The following is a 19,888-nucleotide window of genomic DNA, read 5'->3' as shown; positions in this document are numbered from 1 at the left end:
GTGGCGTCAGCCGAGTGCCGCCAGCAATTCCTTGCAGGCCTGTTCACAGGCCCGACACGCGTCGGCGCACACCCGGCAGTGCTCGTGCATGTCGGCGTGCTTGGCGCACTCGTCCCCACACGCCTTACAGGCCGTCATGCACGCCTGGAGCATCTGCCGGGTGAGATTGGCGTCGTAGCCGGTGTGCCGGGACAGCACCCGGCCGGTGGTCTCGCAGATATCGGCGCAGTCCAGGTTCGACCGCACGCACTTGATCAGCTCGACCACGCCGGTGTCGCTCAGACAGGCGTCAGCGCAGGCGGTGCAGGTCTGCGCACATTCGAAGCAGGCCTCGATGCACTGGGTCAGCTTGGCTCGGTCCACGTGACCCAGATCGGCCGGGTAGGTATCCAGCATCGCGCTCACGTTTCCCATGATCGTTCCTCCCGACTGCCGCCTCGGGCAGTTCGTTCCGGTTACTCGTCCTCGTGCTGGTACCCCCGAGGGCAGGGGGCTAACGCGTGGGGCAGCGGATCCGGGCTGTCAACCCTGACAATCGTCATGTTTGGGACTCGCCCTTCGTGTCATGGTTTTTACGGGCACCCCCCGTACGGTCGTCGAATGGCGAAGCGTGTTGAATCTGGCTCGATGCGGAACAGCGATGTGGTGAGCGAGCACCCTGCACAGCAGCGGTTGCTGGTCCCGGGGCGCCTCCTGGCGGCCCTGGCGGTGTTGGCGGTAGGTGCCGGCCTCCTACTCTGGCTGACCCCGGCCGGGTGGACCGGCCCCCGCCCGGTGGAGGTCACGAACGGCGCCTCGGCGGCGACGTACCGCCTGATCACCGATCTGGTCGGGGAAGGCCCGGACTGGCTGCACATGCTCGTGGAGCTGGCCACCGAGGGCAGCGTGCTGATCCTCGTGTTCCTGCTGGTCTGGACCTGGTGGACGGGTCGACGGCGGGGTGCCCAGATCGTCGGTGGCACGGTGCTGGTCGGCCTCGGCATGACCTCCGCCTACCTGACCAGCGAGGTGTTCAAACTGATCGTGGACGAGGAGCGGCCGTGCCGCGCCCTCTCCGGGGTCGAGACCGTGGTCACCTGTCCCGGCATCGGCGACTGGTCGTTCCCGAGCAACCACACGACGATCGCCGCCGGGCTCGCGGTCGGGCTGGCGGTGGTGGCCCCCCGGATCGCGGCGTTGACCCTTCCACTGGCGGCCCTGGCGGCGGCACTGCGGGTCCTCGCCGGGGTGCACTACCCGCACGACGTACTCGCCGGCTTCGTCCTCGGCGGTGCGGTGACCGCGGCCACCGTGATCGCCCTGACCCCATTGGCAACCTACGTGATTCGCTGGATGGGCTCGATCCCGGCCTTCCGATTCCTGGTGTTGGCCAACGCTCCCCGGACAGCCGGGAAACCGACGAACCGCTGAGCCCGCCGCGCCCCGGGCCCCGGGCCCCGCATCGTCAAGTCTCGACCGGCATTCACCGCATTGCTCGACACCGTCGCCGCGACCACCGACTCACCGGCACCCGCCGTACTCGACCTGGCCGGGCGGGACCGGATCCATCTCGCTGCGGACCCTGCGCCGGTTTCCGCACGCGAACACCACCCTGGTCGACATCGACCCGGCGCTACTGACCATCGCCCGCGCCTCACTGGAAGAACGCACCACCGTGGTCACCGCCGATCTACGTACGCCGTCGCAGTGGGTGAACGCCCTTTCGCGGGACGGCTACGACGCCGTACTGACCGCGACGCGGCGGTGATCGGCGTCCGCTAGGCACTCCCCGGCCCCGTGGATCCCCGTACGCGAAAGCGGCCCCTGGTCGGGGGCCGCTTTTCGTCCGACTGCCCCCGGGTCAGCCGCGCTTCATCAGCCGTCCGACGGCGGCCATCATCTCGGTGGCAACCTCGTCGGCACGTCCCTCCGCAGCACCCTGGTGCATGCAGTGCCGGGCATGACCGTCGAGCAGTCCGAGGGCCACCTTGTCCAGGGCGGCCTGGATCGCCGAGATCTGGGTGAGTACGTCGATGCAGTACCGGTCGTCGTCGACCATCCGCTCGATCCCGCGGACCTGCCCCTCGACGCGGCGCAGCCGGGCGAGCAGCTGATCCTTGGTGGCCGTGTAGCCCCGGGTCGGCTTGTCCGTAGGTGTCGTCATGCCAGCAATGATACCCAACCCCCGGGGGGTATAGTATGGTCCTCGACGTCTGATACCCCTACAGGGTAAGAGTATTGAGGAGCCCATCGTGAGCGGTTGCGGTTGTGGTTGCGGCTGCGAGACCAGCCAGACCAACCAGACCATCGAGACATCGGCCACCGACAGCCGCGACTACCTCGTCGCCGGCATGACCTGCCAGCCCTGCGCCACGCGGGTCAGCGCCGCGGTCACCGCCGTACCCGGGATCACCGGCGTCACGGTGGACCTCGCCGCAGGTCGCATCACCGTCACGGGTGCCGCCAGCGACGGCGACATCCGTTCCGCCGTCACCGACGCCGGCTACCAGATCAGCACCTCCTGACCCACAGCCAAGAGCAATCCAGCACACACCGCCTTGCGCATACCCCCCTGGGGTATATAGTGAGGGAGAAGGAAGGGAGTCGGTCATGGTCACCGAGAAATACATGGTCAAGGGAATGACCTGCGGGCACTGCGTGAACTCGGTCAGCACGGAGGTGGGCACCATCCCCGGCGTCACCGAGGTAGCGGTGGACCTGGCCTCCGGCGAGGTCACCGTCACCAGCGCTGCGGCCCTCGACCCGGCGGCGGTTGCCGCAGCCGTGGACGAGGCCGGCTACGAACTCGTCACTGCCTGACAAACAGCAACAACAACGATAAACGAGGTAAACGCATGAACACGGCGACGAAACTGGGTGCCTTCGCACTCGGCCTCGTAGTGGTGTTCGGCGGCGCGTACGGGGCCGGCCAACTGGTCGGCCCCGGTGCCCCCGTCGAGCCCGCACATGACAAAGACTCCGGCGGACACAACGCTGGCCACGACGTCCCAGCCACCTCCGACCCGACCGGCGGCATCCGCCCCGGCGGCCTGATGGTGTCCGACCGCGGCTACACCCTCACCCCGGCCACCGCCGCCGCGGGCGAGTTCGCCTTCCGGATCATCGGTCCGGACGGGCAGCCCGTCACCGCCTTCGACGTCGAACACGAGAAGCGGATGCATCTGATCGTGGCCCGACGGGACCTGTCCGGCTTCCGGCACGTGCACCCCGAGCTGAGCCCGGACGGAACATGGCGGGTCACCTCGCCGTTGGGTAAACCGGGAAGTTGGCGGGCGTTCGCCGACTTCAAACCCACCGGCGGAGAGGCACTGACCCTCGGCGTCGACGTCGCCGTACCCGGGGCGTTCACCCCGAAGCCCCTGCCCACGCCCACGACCACCGCCACCGTGGACGGCTACACCGTCACCCTCGACGGCACGTTGACCCCGGGCACGACCAGCAAACTGACCCTGAACGTCAGCCGCGACGGTGACCCGGTCACCGACCTCCAGCCCTACCTCGGCGCGTACGGGCACCTGGTCGCCCTCCGCGACGGTGACCTGGCCTACCTGCACGTCCACCCGGACGGCACCCCTGGGGACGGAAAGACGCAGCCCGGACCGGCCATCACCTTCCACACCGAGGTGCCGTCCTCCGGCACGTACCGGCTGTTCCTGGACTTCCAGCACGGCGGCGTCGTGCGTACCGCCGAATTCACCCTGACCGCCGGCCCGACCGGCGAGACCCCCCACCCGACCGGCGTCACTGAAGAAACCCCCAGCTCGACCGGCCCGGCCACACCGGCCCCGACCGGTCACTCGCACAACTGAGCAGGAGAGAGTCCCATGTCATCAGTCACCAGGCCGTTGCAGACGGCACCACACCAGATCGAGTTGGCGATCGGTGGCATGACCTGCGCCTCCTGCGCCTCCCGGATCGAAAAGAAGCTCAACCGGCTCGACGGGGTGACCGCCACGGTCAACTACGCCACCGAGAAGGCGACGGTCAGTTTCGACGAGACGGTCACCGCCGAGGACCTGATCGCCACGGTCGAGAAGACCGGCTACACCGCGAAACTGCCGCCACCACCCGCCCCATCGGGCAGCGCGGCGAGCGCCGACGCGCAAACCGCCGAGCCCGCCGACAAGCTGCACGGACTGCGTACCCGACTGTGGGTGTCGCTGGTGCTCACCATCCCGGTGATCGCCCTGGCCATGGTGCCCGCCTGGCAGTTCGAATACTGGCAGTGGCTCTCCCTGACCCTGGCCGCACCGGTCGTGGTCTACGGCGGACTACCGTTCCACCGGGCCGCGTGGGTCAACCTCCGGCACGGCGCGGCCACCATGGACACCCTCGTGTCAGTGGGCACCATCGCCGCCTTCGGCTGGTCACTGTGGGCGCTGTTCTTCGGCACCGCCGGCACCCCCGGCATGACCCACCCGTTCAGCTTCGACATCACCCGCACCGACGGTGCCGGCAACATCTACCTCGAAGCCGCCGCCGGGGTGACCCTGTTCATCCTCGCCGGCCGCTACTTCGAGGCCCGCTCCAAGCGCCGGGCCGGAGCCGCCCTGCGCGCCCTGCTGGAACTCGGCGCGAAGGACGTCGCCGTGCTGCGCAACGGGGTCGAGACCCGCATCCCGGTGGCAGACCTCGCCGTCGGCGACCGGTTCGTCGTACGGCCCGGGGAGAAGATCGCCACCGACGGGATCGTCGAGGACGGCTCCTCGGCGGTCGACGCCAGCATGCTCACCGGCGAGTCGGTGCCGGTCGAGGTCGGCACCGGTGACCAGGTCGTCGGCGCCACCGTCAACGCCGGCGGGCGGCTCGTCGTACGGGCCACCCGGGTCGGCGCGGACACCCAGCTCGCCCAGATGGCGACCCTGGTCGAACAGGCCCAGACCGGCAAGGCTCAGGTGCAGCGGTTGGCTGACCGGATCTCCGGGGTCTTCGTGCCGATCGTCATCGCCCTCGCCGTGGCGACCCTCGGCTACTGGATCGGCACCGGCGACGGCATCAGCGCCGCGTTCACGGCAGCGGTCGCCGTACTCATCATCGCCTGCCCCTGCGCGCTGGGCCTGGCCACGCCCACCGCGCTGCTGGTCGGGACCGGCCGGGGCGCCCAGCTCGGCATCCTGATCAAGGGGCCGGAGACCCTGGAGTCCACCAAGAAGATCGACACTGTCGTGCTGGACAAGACCGGCACCGTCACCACCGGCAAGATGACCCTGGTCGACACCATCGTCGGTGACGGGCAGGAGACCGACGAGCTGCTGCGACTGGCCGGAGCGCTGGAGTCCGCCTCCGAGCACCCCATCGCCCAGGCCATCGCCACCGGTGCCACCGAGCGGGTCGGGCAACTGCCCGCCGTCGCCGGGTTCGCCAACGTCGAAGGACTCGGCGTCACCGGCACCGTCGACGGTCACACCGCCACCATCGGCCGGGCCCGCCTGCTGACCGAACGCGGGCTCACCCTGCCCGTCGAGGTGGAACGCGCCGCTGCCGCCGCCGAAGCTGCCGGTCGTACGGTGGTCTACGCCGGCTGGGACGGCACCGCGCGGGGCGCGTTCGTGGTGGCCGACGTGGTCAAGCCGACCAGCCGGGCGGCCATCGCCGGGCTGCGTTCCCTCGGCCTGACCCCGGTGCTGCTCACCGGCGACAACACCACCGTCGCCAGGACCGTCGCGGCCGAGGTCGACATCGACGAGGTGATCGCCGAGGTCATGCCGGCCGACAAGGTCGACGTGGTCAAGCGGCTCCAGGGCGAGGGCAAGGTGGTGGCGATGATCGGCGACGGGGTCAACGACGCCGCCGCACTCGCCCAGGCCGATCTGGGCCTGGCGATGGGCACCGGCACCGACGTCGCCATCGAGGCCAGCGACCTCACCCTGGTCCGGGGTGACCTGATGGCCGCCGTCGACGCCATCCGGCTGTCCCGAGCCACGCTGCGCACCATTAAGGGCAACCTGTTCTGGGCGTTCGCCTACAACGTGGCTGCCCTGCCGCTGGCCGCGACCGGCCTGCTCAACCCGATGATCGCCGGCGCGGCCATGGCGTTCTCGTCGGTCTTCGTGGTCAGCAACTCGCTGCGGCTACGCCGGTTCAAGCCGTACGCCGGCACCGCCCGGTAACCCCGATCGGCACGCCGCCGGCCGGTCACCCGTACGTCGGGGTGGCCGGCCGGTGTGCACGTGTCGTATCGGGTCAGCCCCGCCGGTTGGCGTCTTCGAGATACTGCAGAACGGCGGTGACCCGTCGATCCGCGCGATCGGTGGGCGCGAGATCCAGCTTCGCGAAGATGCTCCGGATGTGCTTGTGCACCGCACCGTCGGTGACGAAGAGCCGTTCCGCGATGGCGGTGTTTCCCAGCCCCTCGGCCATCAGCGCCAGCACGTCACGTTCCCGAGGGCTCAACCGGTCCAGGCGTCGGCCCGGCCGGTTGCGGGTCAGCAACTGGGCGACGATCTCCGGATCGATGGCGGTGCCGCCGCCGGCCACCCGGTGCAGCGCGTCCAGGAACTCCTCGACCCGCCCCACCCGTTCCTTGAGCAGATAGCCCAGCCGGGCACCACCGTCGGCGAGCAGGTCGGTGGCGAACGCCTGCTCGACGTACGCGGACAGCACGAGTACGGCCATCTCGGGGTGCCGTCGTCGGGCTTCGACCGCCGCCACGATCCCCTCGTCGGTGTGGGTTGGCGGCATCCGAACATCCACAATGGCCACATCCGGCCGGTACGTGTCGACGGCGACCAGGAAGTCCCCGGCGTTACCGGCGGTGGCGACCACGTCCAGGGATTCCGCCCGCAGCAGCAGCGCCAGCCCCTCCCGCAGCAGTGGGTCGTCCTCGGCGATCACAATCCGCATGGCAGGCTCACGGTGAGGGTGGTGGGCCCGCTGGCCGGACTGACCAGCGTGAACGTCCCATCCTGCGCTTCGACCCGGCGGCGGATGCCGGCCAGCCCCGACCCGCTGTGCTCGTCCGCTCCGCCTTGGCCATCGTCGGTGATCTCCACGAACAGTTGATCCCCACGACGACGAAGCATAACGGCGGCCTGCGTGGCGTGACTGTGTCGGGCAATGTTGGTCAACGCCTCGGCGACGACGAAGTAGGCGGTCGCCTCGACGGACGCCGCGCACCGGTCAGGCACATCGGCGTCGATCCGGCAGTTCACCGGCGAGTCAGCGGCCAGGGCGGTGAGGGCGTCGGGCAGGCTGCGATCGGTCAGCACCGGTGGCAGGATGCTGCGTACGACCGCACGCAGCTCGGCGAGCGCCTGCTCAGCGGCGTCCTGGGCGCGGTCGATGATGGCCTCGGCCTGGGACGGGTCCCGGCCCGCCGCCCGACGGGCCGCGCCGAGCAGCACGTTGACGGCGACGATCCGGTTCTGGGTGCCGTCGTGCAGGGCCCGTTCGATCCGCCGCAGCTCAGTGGCGTGCGCGTCCAACACGGCCGCCCGGGTCGCGGTCAGTTGCGCAACCCGCAGGGTGAGGTCGGCACCGGGATCGGGCGACAGGAGGCGGCGGCCCGGCCACGCCTGTAGCCAGGCCATCACCGGCGTGACGGCCACGGCGACAACGAACCAGCCCAGGCCCATCAGGGCCACCAGCAGAGCGCTCTGCGTGTCGTGCACCGTCACGAGCCCCAACGTGTCGGAGGCGTCGGTTGGTGGCACCAGGTACCACCACAACGGGAAGGTTCCGTTCATCACCACGTAGAGGGGCAGGGTGGCTCCGAAGAGGCCGAGGCAGAGTCCGACGGTCGCATGCCAGGCCACCCAGCCCAGTTCCCGCTGCACCGCACGATCTCGCACCGCATCTCCCAGCCGTACCGGCACCGGCTCCGGGCCGATGATCTCCGGTCCCCACCGGGACAGTCGGGCCCGCTCCCGATCAGCGACGACGCGGAGAACCCGAAACGCGACCGGCATCATAAGCAGACCGACGCCGACAAGACAGGCCAGTGCGGCGAGGACGAGACAGATCAGTGCCGTCAGGGCGAGGATGCCGGTGCCCAGCCCGCCAACGAGGTGTTCGAGTGCGTCCAGCGTGACGCGGGCACGGTCGACCACCAACCGCCGACGGGCGGGCCTCCGGCTACGGGATGAGACGCCGTGGGCGTCCCGCTGGTCGCCGTCGAGCACTAGCAACCTCCTGCGGTCGATGCCGGCCCACCACGTCCCGGTCTTCGCTCAATCCACCTTGGCATCCCGCGTCGCGGGCGGCTCTGTCGCACCCGGCGTCGCGGAGGGCTCGACCACACCCGGTGTCGCGGGAAGCGCAGCGGCACCCTGCGTCGCGGAGGGCTCGACCGCCGGTTGATAGCCGAGACGTCCCCGGGTGGCGATGAGCACGATGGCCGCCGCCACACCGGTGGTCATCAACTGGATGTGCGTCGAGTTCTCGGCGGTGGCGATCGTCGGGAACATCTCCTCCCAGGCAACCGAGAAGTAGGTGTTGACGCTGACGTGCAACAGCATGACCAGCGGCAGGCTTTCCTTGGTCCGGTTGAACACCCAGGTCATCACCACGCTGAGGGTGAAGCACGAGGCGATGAACTCGAGGACCCTCAGCGCGGTCACGTCGGGCCACCCGCCCCACTCACTGAAGAACAGCGGAAGGTGCCACACGCCCCACATCGGCCCGAGGATCAGCATGCCGATGATCGGCCCGTACCGCTTCTGGAGGCGCGGCGTGGCGAAGTCCCGCCACCCCGGCTCCTCCGCCAAGCCGGTGGTGAGCATCTGGAAGATCATCACCGGTATGTAGGCCACCAGCACCGCGACGGACGGCATCTGGACGGCACCGTCGGACAGCCCGAGGGAGGTGGAGGTGAGGGCGAAGGGAACGGCGACGACGATCGACACGTACCAGACCCAACTGATCCGCCATCGCAGCATCCGGCCGACCCATCGGCGCAGTCCGGGCTTTCCGTCGGCGACCAACGTGACGACGAACGCCGCCATGATCGGGCCGAGATAGGCGCCGGGGAGAACACCGACGGTCTGCGTACTGCCGAGAAGTGCGGGGAAGTGGAAGTCCCAGACCCCCAACCCGGTGGCCGACAGCACGTACGGTGTCCACGCGACCCAGCTCAGCAGGTTCGCCATCAGGAAGAAACTGAGCAAGGGGCGACGCCGGACGAAACCTCGAATCCCGGTGTCGCCGGTACGGTCGGCGATGCCGCCGACGACCGCTCGATCATTGACTGCGACCACGTTCGTCCTCCAGAAGGGCGTGCTGCTATCGCTAGTCAGTCCAGCAGCGGCTGGGCCGCGGGTCTCTACCGTGGACACCCGAACCGAGGTATAGCCAGGGGTACCTGGGGGTACCGGCGAACGCGCCACGCCCACTGTTTCCACTGCCGCACGCCGCCGCCGGCACAGGAGGCCCTGTACTGGCGGCGTGCCGTTTCGATGCCTACCGCCGCGGTTCAGCTTCGAGTTTGTTTCAGGCGCGCCGCCGCGACCGTGTCGTTGATTCCGCCCCGGCTGGTGAAGTCGTCGAACCGCGTGGTGCCGTACCTCGCCTCGCGAACAATCAACATCGCCGATCGCGTACCGATGGCCTCCATGGCCTTGGCGATGGAGCATTCGGTGGGCTGCCGACGCGGAAGGCCAGCCAACGCGGAAGGTCGGCCAACGCGGAAGGTCAGCCAACGCGGAAGGTCGGCCAACGGCCCGAGCATGGTGCCCACCATCGAGATTAGTCAGCGCCAGTGAACATCTTTGACCAACGACGCTTCAGAACCCCCATCGGCAAAGATGATTTGCCCGGTAACGAATTGGTTGGCCGCGCTGGCAAGCCAGCAGATGAGCTCGCCAACCCACTCAGGTCGACCCGGAAAGCCTCCGAACGGTTGTGGCGCGGAGGCCTCGACGGCGGAGCGCACTTCTTCGCTCGTCAGAATGTAGGAAGCCGCAGGGGTATCGACGACGCCGGGGGCAACGACGTTGAGAGCGATGCCAGCTCCTGCCCACTCGGATGTTGTGGCGGACCGACGTACCCAGCGGTTCAGCGCACGCTTGGCGATGCCATACGCACCCGCGACACCTCCGAGAGAGGGATCCGCATCGATATACGCGAGGGCAGCGGCCTCGTCGCCATCAAGGCAGGCCTGCATCACGCGCTCGTCTGCGGGCGCCAGCGACGAGGTCGACGAGACGGCCACCGCTCGGGGAGCCGAGCTCTGTGCCAGCAGTGGTCGCAGCCCTTCGAGCGTCGCGATGGTACCGAAGTAGTTTGTCGCAAGAAGGCCGGTTTTGCCGCCCCCGGCGACGGCGAGCACAGCGTCGATACGCCCGCGCTTGGCGACCTGGTCGACAAGCGACTGTCGTCCGTCAGGCGTGGACAAGTCAGCCTGGATGTCGGCGTCGCTGAGATCACAACCGATCACCTTGGCACCGCGCTCGGCGAGCAGTCTCGTGGTCGCCGCACCGATGCCAGATGCCGAGCCGGTCACGACGTATGTCCGCCCAGCGACACCCGTGAACATGTTGTGTCCCTTCGGTTCCTCGTCCTGGCTTGCCCTCAGGTTGAGGATGCTCAGAACGCTGGTTCTCGGCGCGCGTAACGCTTGGGGTCGCCACAACGACAAAAGACGACTGTCGTGATCGAGATTGCGGCGACGATGACTGGGAAGCTCGGCGTTGCCCACCGGGGATTCGCTTCTGGTGTCGGGAGTTTCGGGCGGTCGCGTAGTTCACACGGGTGCGATCAAGACGTGGTTGCCTTGTCGAAAATTCGGGACGCCTGGTCGATGTAGTGGTCGACATCGAGGTTGGGGTTGGCGGCGAAGTGGCGGGACGCCGCATCGACGACGGCACGGATAGACAGCGCCATGACCTCGACGTCGAACGAGTCGAACTCGCCGTTCAGTTGCCCCGAGGTCAGCAGTTGCCGCAACCCCGGAACGCCGTCGGGGATGTCGATATGGGCGCCGGTGTTGTCGAGGATGCGATGGACGGCGTTGACGTGTGCGGTGTTTTCCGCGATGAAGCGCAGGTTCGATGACAGGTAGGCGCGCAGCCTGTCGCGGGAGGATGCCACGGCCGTGATGCGTGTGGTCATGTAGGCGGCACCGTTGTCGTAGAGCGCACGCACGACCGCTTCGTCAATGGCTTCCCTGCTTTTGAAGTGGTAGAGGAGAGTGCCTTTGCTTGTCTCGGCCTGCTTCGCTATCCGCTCTGTCGTTGCGGCGGCATAGCCCTCCCTGTCGATCATGGCGATGGTCGCCGCCACGATGTCGTCGCGACGGGCACGCTGCGTACGTGTTAGGGGCACTCCCGCCGCAGAATTTGACCGCATGGTCAAACCCTAGCCCAATCGGTCAGGATTGGTCAATCGCCGCTGCTGTGCCCGAATCCGGAGCCGGTACCGAGCGTGACCGCGCAGACCAAGCTCGCCTCCCGCCGCATCCTCGATCGGACCTGGACGGGCGTGGCACCGATCAACTGGAGCATGGCGACCTCGTTGCGGCGCTGGACGGTGGTCGCGACGAGCTTGTTGGCGATCCCGAGCAACCTCGGTCCAGCGCCCGAACCCCACCGGGATAGATCTTGGTGACCTGTTCCAGCAGTACGGCGGTCGTCTGCCCGGTCTCCGTTGCGGTACGTCGTCCGATGCTCGCGGTGCTCATCGACGCCGCCGCCGGTAGTGGTGGACGATCAGCGCCACGCCACTGGCCAACGCGACCAGCCCGAACCCGGACCCGATGAAGACGTTGACGCCGATGGCTGAACTCACCACATTGGCGGCGATGCTGACCACCAGCACCAACCACAGCAGCGGACGGACCACCGTGCCCCGCGATTCCGCTGGTGGTACGGCGCCTGGCGGCTCGGACGTCTCGGACGTCTCGGAAAGTCGATACGGGTCCGGCACGACGTACTCCTTACGTGATCGGCCGCATGGGCACCTTCCACGCTAGGAGCGGTGACCGGGGTAAGACGATCCAGCCAGCCAGTCGGTTCGAGGTGTAGCAGGCTGTACGTCGTGCACGACGATTCCCTGGGCGCAATGGCGATGAATCTCGGTGGCCTGGTTCGCCCGTCGGCCGAATCAACCCCTGACCGCAGCCGTGACCAGACCGCTCTCGTACGCCGTGATCACTAGCTGTGCGCGGTCCCGGGCGTGCAGCTTCGCCAGCAGCCGGCCAATGTGGGTCTTCACGGTGGCGACGCTGAGGTGCAGGTGGACGGCGAGTTCGTGGTTCGACAGGCCGTGCGCGATGAGGATGAGCACCTCGCGTTCGCGATCGGTCAACCCGTCCAACCGCGAAGCTGGTGACTGGGCGGGTTCGGGCCGCCGGGTGAACTCGGCGATGAGACGTCGCGTCACGGACGGGGCGAGCAGCGCCTCCCCCTGCGCCACGATCCGGATCGCCGACAGCAGTCCGGCCGGCGGGGTGTCCTTCAGCAGAAAACCGCTGGCACCGGCGCGCAGCGCCGCGTGGACGTACTCATCCAGATCGAAGGTGGTCAGGATCAGAACCCGTACGCCGCCCGTCGCGGAATCACCGCAGATTTGCCGGGTGGCCTCGATACCGTCCAGCTCGGGCATGCGGATGTCCATGAGGATCACGTCCGGCCGTACCCGGCGGGCCAGCTCGACGGCCTCGGCGCCGGTGCTGGCCTCGCCCACCCCGATCAGGTCGGGTGCGGTGTCCACCAGCAGTCGGAAGCCACTGCGGACCAGCGCCTGATCCTCGGCGACCAGTACCCGGATGTTCACGCGTTCTCCCTGCTCAGATACGGAATACGGGCGGACACCGTGAAGCCGGCGTCGGGACACGGTCCGGCGGTGAGATCCCCGCCGTACATCGTCACCCGCTCGCGCATGCCGATCAGACCGTGCCCACCGGAACCGTTCCTGGCTGGTCGTACCCCGTCGTCGGTCACGTCCACGGTCATCAACCCGTCTCCAGCCACCACCCGTACGGCGCAGTGGGCCGGTGCCGCGTGCTTGACGACGTTGGTGAGAGCCTCCTGCACGATCCGGTACGTCGCCAACTGCACCCCGGGCGGCGGTGGCGTGCCGACGGTGGTGACGTCGAGTTCGACGGTGACCCCGGCGGCGGCGGCCCGATCGGCGAGTTCGGACAGTCCGGCGAGTCCCGGGGCGGGTTTCCGCGTGGTCGCCGCCCGCTCCGGGTCGACTCGGAGTACCCCGAGCATGCCGCGCATCTCGGTGAGCGCGCCGCGGCTGGTCGTCTCGATGACCCGAAGCGCCTCGCGAGCCTCGGCCGGATGCTCCTCGGCGACGTGGTTGGCGATACCGGCCTGTACCGCGATGAGGCTCAGGTGGTGCGACACGATGTCGTGCATCTCCCGCGCTATGCGCAGTCGTTCCGCAGCCTGGATCTGTTGCTTGTCCCGCTCCCGCTCCCGATGTGCGGCCTGATCAGCCCGGGCCCGCCGGTGGCGCGTCACCACACCGACCACCCAACCTGCGCCGACCACGAGCCAGACCAGGCCGATCGTCGGCATCGCGTCGGCGACGCTTCCGCTGGGGGTGAGCACCGCCTCGCCGAGGTACACCCCCGCGGTGCTCACCAGCAGGGTGGCGGCCAGCAGCGACACCGACCAGCGCACTGGTTCCCGCAGCGCGACAAGATAGAGCGCGAACGCGACGGCGACGTACGGCTCCCGGGTGAGATCGAGCAGCGTGGCGGTGGCCGTGGCGGCTGTCACCGCAGCGAGCACCGTCCGGGGCCGGATCCGCCGGGCTGCCAGCGGCAGGCCGACGGCGGCAGCCACCAGCCATCCGAGCCAGGGCGGCCCACTGAAGGCAGGAAGGCCGTCGGTTCCGTCGAGCTCGGCGAAGGTCAGGTACGCCACCGTGATCAGCACCCCGGCGACCAGGTCGCCGAGGAGGAGCACCGCACGACGTACGTTGATCGGGAGCATGGCCCGACGGTATCCGTACCGCCTCTGGTCGGCGTCCCACTGCGGCCTGTCATACCTGGGTCGGACCCGGAGGTCCGGTCCGTGGACCGATGGCAGGCCAGCCCTACCGGACGATCGTGGTGGTCATGACTGACAACCGCTTTCCGGGTCGCTGGCTCGGCGGCTGCGCCCTGATCCTCGGACCGTTGCTCATGCTCACCGGCGTGCTGCTCCGTGCCGGGCACCACTTCTTCTTCCCCGACCAACTCGCCGCCTACGACCGGCATCCGGCGCTGATCTTCACCGCCTACAGCGCCTTCGTGGTGGGCAACGTCCTGCTCTGGCCAGCCGTCGCAGCCCTCGCCCAGCGCATCGGCGTCACCCGCCCCGGCTGGGCGTTGTGCGGTGGGGCGCTCGCCATATTCGGGCTGTTCCAACGGACGTTCCACGCCGGCGTCGACCACCTCGCCTTCCAACTGGTACGGGTTCAGGGGGTGGAGGTGGCGACCCGCACGGTGGGCGACGCCTACGGCGCGTACTACGTACTCAGTGCGCTGTCTGTCGCGATCATGGCGGGGTGGGTGGTGCTGGCGATCGGCGCGTGGCGGGCCCGGGTCCTCGGCCCGTTCCGCGCGATCGCCCTGGCCGCGATGAGCGCCCTGCCACTCGGCGTGCTCAAGGGCACGACACCGCTCTCCGTCATCGCGGTCCTCGGCCTCGCCGCCGCCCTGGTGCCGTTGGGCGTACGCGTGCTCCGGGACGGACCGGCACCGTCGGCCGGAGCGGTGGTCCGCTGGGCGGTCCTGGTTCCGACTGCCCTCGGTGCCATGGCTCTGCTCGGCACCGCTGGTTGAGCCCACCGATGGCGCACGTCAAACCCCGTCGCAACCTACCTGTGGGATGCCCGACCCGGCCTCGTCTATATCGACGTGGAAAGATGACGACTATCGGCCAAGCCAGGCGTCCTCGGCCGGGTAGTCGAAAAAGTCCGTCTGGTAGTTGTGGGCAAGATCGGGAAAGACGTCCGTCCAGTCCCGGCCCCGAGCGGCAGCCACCAGCCAGGCCACCGTCTCCGGTAGCGAGTCCAGGTAGCTGCTCACCGGCCGATAGCCTAGTTCGCGCTCCGCCGCTGCCATGTCCAGCACCACCGGTTCCGGCACGGTCCACGGAGTGATGCCGACCGGGAACACCGGCGACGGTCCGTCGACCAGGACCTCCTCGGCGTCGTGGTCGAGCACCGCGTGCACGGCCGCGCCGATCTCCCGTACGGTCGGGGCCTGCGGATCTGCGGCGTTGAGCACCCGGGAGCCGGGCCGGGCGGCGGCGAGCCGGATCAGTTCCGCCAGGTTGACGGTCGACACCGGCTGGAACCGGCTCTGCCCCCGGTAGGCCAGGATCCGGACCGGCCGACCGTCGAGCGCCCGCTTGACGAAGTACCACTCACGGGGATGCCTCGTATGTGGACCGTGGATCGCACCCGCCCGGAGCAGCGTCGTCGGCAGGGTGACTCCGGCAGTCGACAGCTCTCGTTCCATCGCGGCCTTCTCGGTCGGGTAGCTGCCCTCGCCCGGCTCGACGGTCGGCTGACTCTCGACGATGGGTACGGGGAACCGGACCCCTTCCTCGCCGAACCCCTGGCCCTGGTCGTCGAGGTAGACGGCGGCGGTGGAGACCACCACCGCCGAGCCGATCCGATCGGCCATCCGGAGCAGTTGGTGGGCGTGCGAGGCATTCATCGCCATGGTGTCGACGACCACGTCGACCCCGTCACCGAGGGCGTCGGCCAGCTGAGAGTCGTCGTCCCGGTCGAGTCGGACCGACTCGACACCCCAGTCGACCGGCCATGGGTCGCTGGCCCGTACGCCCCGGGCCCCGGCTCGGACCTGCCAGCCGTCCCCGACCAGGGCGCGTACGGCAGCCCGGCCGATCTGTCCGGAAGCACCGACCACCAACGCGGTCTCCGTCATCCGGTGACGATACGACCGACCGATGACCAGTGGCGAGGATGTTCGCGACGAGCCGAAAGACGGTGCTGACCGTCCTCATGTGTTACTCGGGGCCGGCGACCGGGCGGGTCGGCGCGTTGCACCCCGGGCAGGTCACCCAGACCGCCTGGGTACGACCGTCGACCAGGGCGTATCCCCACACCTTGCGAGCCCCGAAGCAGGTGGTGCACAGGTTCGGCGCGGACGCTGGCTGTTGCTGGTCGGGCATGATGCGAGCCTAACCCCCGGCCAGCGCCGCAGTGGCGTACGTCATCACCGATCCCGCACCGGCAGGACTGGTCCGGAGTGGCCGCAGCCCGTCTTATGGCGTCCAGGTTTCCGGCCGTTCGGCTGCTGCGATATGGGCGGCGAGGAGGCCGCCGAATCCGGGAACGAGCGTGTACAGCCAGACCCGGTGGCTTCCGTTCATGACGAGGATCGCGGCGATGACTCTGGCGGTGTACGCCAGCCGTGTACCGGACCGAGGCTGCCGGGAACCGATCTGGATCGGCTCTTCCAAGCTGAGTTGTGCCGAATTTGTGCCAGATGATCAGCGATCAGCGTTTTCACTGGTCAACGGTGTTACTGGTGGAGCTGAGGGGATTTGAACCCCTGACCCCCTCGATGCGAACGAGGTGCGCTACCGGTCTGCGCCACAGCCCCTCGGCCCGCCACCGGAACTCGTTGCGGGCCGGCGACAAGGCTAACAGGTCGGGGACCGCCAGGGCGAATCCACCCCGCCACCCCGCCACGACCCCCCCGTCGATCATGAAGTTATAGCAGACAAAAGGGACAATTTCCTGTCACAACTTCATGATCGGCAAGAAAGGTCAGAGGGAGGACAGGGGAGGACGGGGTGGGTCAGGCGGAGTGGGAGCCTCGACCGGCCTCGTACGGTCGACCCCGGAGGCCACCGGAGCGGCGATACGACACCGAGCCGCCCGCCCGCCCGCCGCCCGAGGCGGCTGACGGGAAGTCGGCAGCCCCGTCCAGACCCATCGCCGCCCGGCGCACCACCTCGCGCTGGGCGGCCAACCGCCGCTGCGCCTCCCGCCGGGCCGCCGCCCGCCGGGCCTGCTCCCGGCGTACCTCGGCCTGCCGCGCGGCCAACCAGGCCGCGTCCCGGGCCTGCGCCCGCCGCCGGCGGCGTTCGGTGATCGCCCGCCGCCGCAGGTGTACGAGATAGGCGACCAGCAGCGTCCCGGTGACCAGGAAACCGATCCAGAAGCCTGGACCAACCACCGTGACACCGACCAACTCGACGACGTTGAGCAGAAGCAATGCGGCGAAGACCCGCCGTCGCCGGTAGACCGCCGGGGTGTGGCGGTACGCGTTGGGTCGGCGACGCCCGCGGGGCGAGGTCCGGGGCACCGAGCGGAGTCGACCGGCACGGCGAACCGCCGTCGGCCCACCGGAGACAGTCCCACGCCCTGAGACCGGCCCACCCGGTGAGGCAGGCGCACCTGGTGAGACGGGCAGACCGGAGACGGGCCGGTCGGAGACGCCTGAGGCCGGCCCGACCGGGGCGCTTCCTGGCTCCGCCGTTGATCCGTCGACACGACGAGTCACCACCCGCACCGGGCGGGGGTTGACCGGGATCCGGCCGGGGACAGTACGCCGCCGTCGGCGGCGCTGTAGCACCCGCGCCGTCGACTGCGCCCGCTCCGCCACCAGCCGCTCGGTGGCGTCGTACCGGCGAACCAGCGCCGGCGCGAGGGCGAGCAGACCGGCTGCGGCGAGGACGGCGAGGAGCACCGAGGTCGGCACCCTCACCCCTCCCGTCACCCACATCGGGCAACCCACCGGCTCGGCAAGATCTCCGCACAGTTTCGCTCAGCGCGCAGATCGGGCAGGTCCGGCGTGGTTACCGCACGTTCCAGTTACTTGAGGTTACGGGCCCTCGACCAGGAACATCGTGCGCCGCGCCGACCAGCGGGGCGGGAAGAAGATCAAGTAGCGAGGGCCCGCAGCCGGTGCCAGCGGGCCAGCAGCCCACCTTCGGGCACGATCTCCTCGCTGGTCATCGCGTATCCGATGTGATCTCGCCAAGCACCGTCGATGTGCATGTACCGGGGGTGGTACGCCTCCTCCCGGAAGCCCAGCTTCTCCACGACGCGCCGCGAAGGCCCGTTTTCTGGGCGGATGTTCACTTCGATGCGGTGTAGCCCGCCCGGTCCGAACGCGTAGTCGACGACGAGTGCCAACGCGGTGGGCATGATGCCTCGACCCGCCACCCGCGAGTCGACCCAGTAACCGACGTACGCCGAGCAGAACGCCCGTCGCACGATGTTGCCCAGGTTGAGGTGGCCGACGAGCCGTTCGCGCCCCTCCTCGACCAGGCACACCGCGAACGGCATCCCCTCGCCCCGCCGAGCCGATTGACGCAGGTCGCGATAGACGTAACGAAACGCGGCCGGCGAGTTCAGGTCGGCCCAGTTGCCGACCGGCATCGACTCCCAGGGCGCCAACCACGCCTGGTTGGCGCGCCGGACCTCGGACCAGGCCGCCGCGTCCGACCGCCGGTACGGGCGCAGCAACACCGGCCCGTCGGCGAGCATCACCGGCCAACCCATCGCCACCCTGAGTCTCATGACACCGCCTCCAGCTATCGATCCGGCCGGACAAACTGCCGCACGCACCGCGGCCTGACCTGCCCCATAGCAGTCGGGCCGGACCGATCACCGTACCGGTTCATCGACGACGGTCCAGCAAGAGGACGTCCACCGTGGATCCGGCCGTCGCGGTGGTCACCCGTTCGCCGAGGACCAGCAGCCCGTTCGCCTCCGCCAGGCCGGAGAGCGTGTACGGCCCACCGCTGAGTGGCTGCACCGTGTAGCCACCGCCACGCCGCTCGGCGACGTGTGCGGGGCGAAACTCGCGCAGTCCCGCCGGAGACGGCACCGTCTCCAGTAGATGTGCCCGGACACTGGGCCGAAACACCGGCTCGGCACCGGCGAGCAACTGGATCGCCGGCCGGGCCAGCACCTCGAACCCGATCAACGCAGCCCCGGGCTCACCGGGCAGGCAGACGACCGGCACCTCCTCCGCGCCGACCGTACCGAAGCCGAGCGCGGCCCCCGGGTAGAGCGCGACCTTGGTGAAGGACACCGGGCCCGCCCGACCACCGTCCCTGCGGGACAGGATGCGCCGCACCATGTCACCCGGGCCGGTACCGGTGCCTCCGGTGGTGATGATCAGGTCGGCTCGAAGAGTCTGGTCCTCAAGGAGTCCGCGCAGCCCCTCGGGATCGTCGTCGCAGATGCCGATCCGATAGGCGACCGCGCCCACCTCGGCGGCGGCGGCGGTGAGGGCGTGCGAGTTCGCGTCGACCACCTGGCCGGGCTGGCTGGCCCGACCGACGTCGACCAGTTCGTCACCGGTGGCCACGATCACCACACGGGGGCTGGGTCGGACCACGACATGCCCGATCCCGGTCGCGGCGAAGACGGCGACCAGGGCCGGCGAGACGTACGTGCCGGAGCGCGCCAGAAGGGTGCCGGCCGGTAGTTCCTCACCGGCTCGGCGTACGCCGTACCCGCGCTTGGGCGCACGGAAGATCTCCACCGCGGCCATGCCCTGGTCGGTCCACTCCACCGGCACCACCACGTCGGCGGCCAGTGGCAGCGGAGCCCCGGCGGCGACCGAGAAGCAGCAACCCTGGGTCAGCCGGACTGGCCGCCAGCTCGCCGCACCGAGGTCGCCGACGACGTTGAGCCGGACCGGGCGGGAGCCGTCCCGACGAACCGGCCTGTAGGCGGCGGTGCCGGCCGGGGCGTAGTCGCCCCGGCCGGCACCGGAGATGTCCTCCCAACGGGCCGCATACCCGTCGATCGCGGCTTGGTCGAAAGCCGGATAGGAGTTCGGCGCGACGACGTCCTCGGCGAGGACGTTGCCGTATGCCTGGGTCAGGTCGAGGTCGAGCGGCGGCAGCGCGCGTAACCTGCGCAGCACGCTGCCCAGGTAGTCGGCGAGCGGCGTCAGCTCGTTGGCGGCCGCCTCGGCATCGGCCGTCGCGGTCACATCGTCACCTCACCCGATCCG

Annotated in this window: 23 protein-coding genes, 1 tRNA gene and 1 pseudogene; 6 read left to right on the top strand and 19 right to left on the bottom strand. The window is 69.2% G+C overall.

The features are described from left to right. Positions 1–6: 6 nt before the first annotated feature. Entirely contained in the window at positions 7–414 is a 408-nt protein-coding gene (locus FHR38_RS17680; protein WP_184535703.1) for a four-helix bundle copper-binding protein, read from the bottom strand. Between the two features lie 186 nt (positions 415–600). On the opposite strand from FHR38_RS17680, the gene FHR38_RS17675 reads away from it, so the two are divergent. Beyond that, the gene (locus FHR38_RS17675; RefSeq protein ID WP_246446593.1) at positions 601–1,410 is read left to right on the top strand and encodes a phosphatase PAP2 family protein; all 810 of its coding nucleotides are present in this window, start codon (positions 601–603) and stop codon (positions 1,408–1,410) included. Positions 1,411–1,840: 430 nt separating this feature from the next. Here FHR38_RS17675 and FHR38_RS17670 read toward each other — a convergent pair whose 3' ends face one another. Next, positions 1,841–2,143 carry a metal-sensitive transcriptional regulator gene (locus tag FHR38_RS17670; protein WP_184535702.1) on the bottom strand — a complete coding sequence of 101 codons (303 nt, stop codon included), beginning with the start codon at positions 2,141–2,143 and terminating at the stop codon, positions 1,841–1,843. A gap of 88 nt (positions 2,144–2,231) precedes the next feature. Between FHR38_RS17670 and FHR38_RS33260 the strand changes: the two genes are divergently transcribed. The 4 genes from FHR38_RS33260 to FHR38_RS17650 all read left to right on the top strand — a co-directional run bounded on the left by FHR38_RS33260 (position 2,232) and on the right by FHR38_RS17650 (position 6,110). Next, positions 2,232–2,504: a heavy-metal-associated domain-containing protein gene (locus FHR38_RS33260; RefSeq protein WP_312882232.1), complete on the top strand. Its 273-nt coding sequence runs from the start codon at positions 2,232–2,234 to the stop codon at positions 2,502–2,504. A gap of 85 nt (positions 2,505–2,589) precedes the next feature. Then, on the top strand, positions 2,590–2,799 hold the full coding sequence (locus FHR38_RS17660) for a heavy-metal-associated domain-containing protein (RefSeq protein WP_184535701.1): 210 nt from the start codon (positions 2,590–2,592) through the stop codon (positions 2,797–2,799). Positions 2,800–2,834: 35 nt separating this feature from the next. Further along, positions 2,835–3,809, top strand: coding sequence for a DUF8832 domain-containing protein (locus tag FHR38_RS17655; protein WP_246446590.1), 975 nt, complete (start codon positions 2,835–2,837; stop codon positions 3,807–3,809). Between the two features lie 15 nt (positions 3,810–3,824). After that, positions 3,825–6,110: a heavy metal translocating P-type ATPase gene (locus tag FHR38_RS17650; protein ID WP_184535700.1), complete on the top strand. Its 2,286-nt coding sequence runs from the start codon at positions 3,825–3,827 to the stop codon at positions 6,108–6,110. Between the two features lie 73 nt (positions 6,111–6,183). Here FHR38_RS17650 and FHR38_RS17645 read toward each other — a convergent pair whose 3' ends face one another. The 10 genes from FHR38_RS17645 to FHR38_RS17600 all read right to left on the bottom strand — a co-directional run bounded on the left by FHR38_RS17645 (position 6,184) and on the right by FHR38_RS17600 (position 13,883). After that, positions 6,184–6,843 carry a response regulator gene (locus FHR38_RS17645; protein WP_184535699.1) on the bottom strand — a complete coding sequence of 220 codons (660 nt, stop codon included), beginning with the start codon at positions 6,841–6,843 and terminating at the stop codon, positions 6,184–6,186. Next, positions 6,831–8,120 carry a sensor histidine kinase gene (locus FHR38_RS17640; RefSeq protein WP_184535698.1) on the bottom strand — a complete coding sequence of 430 codons (1,290 nt, stop codon included), beginning with the start codon at positions 8,118–8,120 and terminating at the stop codon, positions 6,831–6,833. The genes FHR38_RS17645 and FHR38_RS17640 overlap by 13 nt, the downstream gene beginning before the upstream one ends. Before the next feature lie 48 nt (positions 8,121–8,168). After that, the gene (locus FHR38_RS33255) at positions 8,169–9,194 is read right to left on the bottom strand and encodes a CPBP family intramembrane glutamic endopeptidase (protein ID WP_221449070.1); all 1,026 of its coding nucleotides are present in this window, start codon (positions 9,192–9,194) and stop codon (positions 8,169–8,171) included. Between the two features lie 215 nt (positions 9,195–9,409). Next, the gene (locus FHR38_RS17630) at positions 9,410–9,664 is read right to left on the bottom strand and encodes a winged helix-turn-helix transcriptional regulator (protein ID WP_221449069.1); all 255 of its coding nucleotides are present in this window, start codon (positions 9,662–9,664) and stop codon (positions 9,410–9,412) included. A 21-nt stretch (positions 9,665–9,685) separates the two neighbouring features. Beyond that, positions 9,686–10,633: an SDR family oxidoreductase gene (locus tag FHR38_RS17625; protein ID WP_221449068.1), complete on the bottom strand. Its 948-nt coding sequence runs from the start codon at positions 10,631–10,633 to the stop codon at positions 9,686–9,688. A gap of 59 nt (positions 10,634–10,692) precedes the next feature. Beyond that, positions 10,693–11,217 carry a TetR/AcrR family transcriptional regulator gene (locus tag FHR38_RS17620; protein WP_312882231.1) on the bottom strand — a complete coding sequence of 175 codons (525 nt, stop codon included), beginning with the start codon at positions 11,215–11,217 and terminating at the stop codon, positions 10,693–10,695. 98 nt (positions 11,218–11,315) lie between these two features. Then, on the bottom strand, positions 11,316–11,498 hold the full coding sequence (locus FHR38_RS17615) for a hypothetical protein (RefSeq protein WP_184540509.1): 183 nt from the start codon (positions 11,496–11,498) through the stop codon (positions 11,316–11,318). Positions 11,499–11,610: 112 nt separating this feature from the next. Then, positions 11,611–11,859: a hypothetical protein gene (locus FHR38_RS17610; RefSeq protein WP_184540507.1), complete on the bottom strand. Its 249-nt coding sequence runs from the start codon at positions 11,857–11,859 to the stop codon at positions 11,611–11,613. 177 nt (positions 11,860–12,036) lie between these two features. Beyond that, positions 12,037–12,708: a response regulator gene (locus FHR38_RS17605; RefSeq protein WP_184535696.1), complete on the bottom strand. Its 672-nt coding sequence runs from the start codon at positions 12,706–12,708 to the stop codon at positions 12,037–12,039. Continuing rightward, a complete protein-coding gene (locus FHR38_RS17600) occupies positions 12,705–13,883 on the bottom strand; it encodes a sensor histidine kinase (protein ID WP_184535695.1) in 1,179 nt (392 codons plus the stop codon). The genes FHR38_RS17605 and FHR38_RS17600 overlap by 4 nt, the downstream gene beginning before the upstream one ends. 125 nt (positions 13,884–14,008) lie before the next feature. Between FHR38_RS17600 and FHR38_RS17595 the strand changes: the two genes are divergently transcribed. Beyond that, positions 14,009–14,716: a hypothetical protein gene (locus FHR38_RS17595; protein WP_221449067.1), complete on the top strand. Its 708-nt coding sequence runs from the start codon at positions 14,009–14,011 to the stop codon at positions 14,714–14,716. A 90-nt stretch (positions 14,717–14,806) separates the two neighbouring features. Here the strand turns inward: FHR38_RS17595 and FHR38_RS17590 are convergent, their stop codons facing one another. The 7 genes and pseudogenes from FHR38_RS17590 to FHR38_RS17565 form a co-directional block, all read right to left on the bottom strand. Further along, entirely contained in the window at positions 14,807–15,829 is a 1,023-nt protein-coding gene (locus tag FHR38_RS17590) for an NAD-dependent epimerase/dehydratase family protein (RefSeq protein ID WP_184535693.1), read from the bottom strand. Positions 15,830–15,911: 82 nt separating this feature from the next. Next, a complete protein-coding gene (locus tag FHR38_RS17585) occupies positions 15,912–16,076 on the bottom strand; it encodes a hypothetical protein (RefSeq protein WP_184535692.1) in 165 nt (54 codons plus the stop codon). A 93-nt stretch (positions 16,077–16,169) separates the two neighbouring features. Then, a pseudogene (locus FHR38_RS32315) lies at positions 16,170–16,393 on the bottom strand (hypothetical protein). Positions 16,394–16,433: 40 nt separating this feature from the next. Further along, positions 16,434–16,510, bottom strand: a tRNA-Ala gene (locus tag FHR38_RS17580). Between the two features lie 198 nt (positions 16,511–16,708). After that, positions 16,709–17,614: a hypothetical protein gene (locus tag FHR38_RS17575; RefSeq protein WP_184539813.1), complete on the bottom strand. Its 906-nt coding sequence runs from the start codon at positions 17,612–17,614 to the stop codon at positions 16,709–16,711. A gap of 182 nt (positions 17,615–17,796) precedes the next feature. Next, positions 17,797–18,438 (bottom strand): GNAT family N-acetyltransferase, encoded by a 642-nt coding sequence (locus tag FHR38_RS17570; RefSeq protein WP_246446588.1) that lies wholly within the window; start codon positions 18,436–18,438, stop codon positions 17,797–17,799. A 100-nt stretch (positions 18,439–18,538) separates the two neighbouring features. Continuing rightward, on the bottom strand, positions 18,539–19,867 hold the full coding sequence (locus tag FHR38_RS17565) for a molybdopterin molybdotransferase MoeA (RefSeq protein WP_184535691.1): 1,329 nt from the start codon (positions 19,865–19,867) through the stop codon (positions 18,539–18,541). Between the last annotated feature and the right edge of the window lie 21 nt (positions 19,868–19,888).

The sequence above is a fragment of the Micromonospora polyrhachis genome (assembly GCF_014203835.1).
Classification (GTDB): Bacteria; Actinomycetota; Actinomycetes; order Mycobacteriales; family Micromonosporaceae; genus Micromonospora_H; species Micromonospora_H polyrhachis.
Note: the sequence above shows the minus strand (reverse complement) of the source record. Positions and strands in the feature narration are given on the sequence as shown.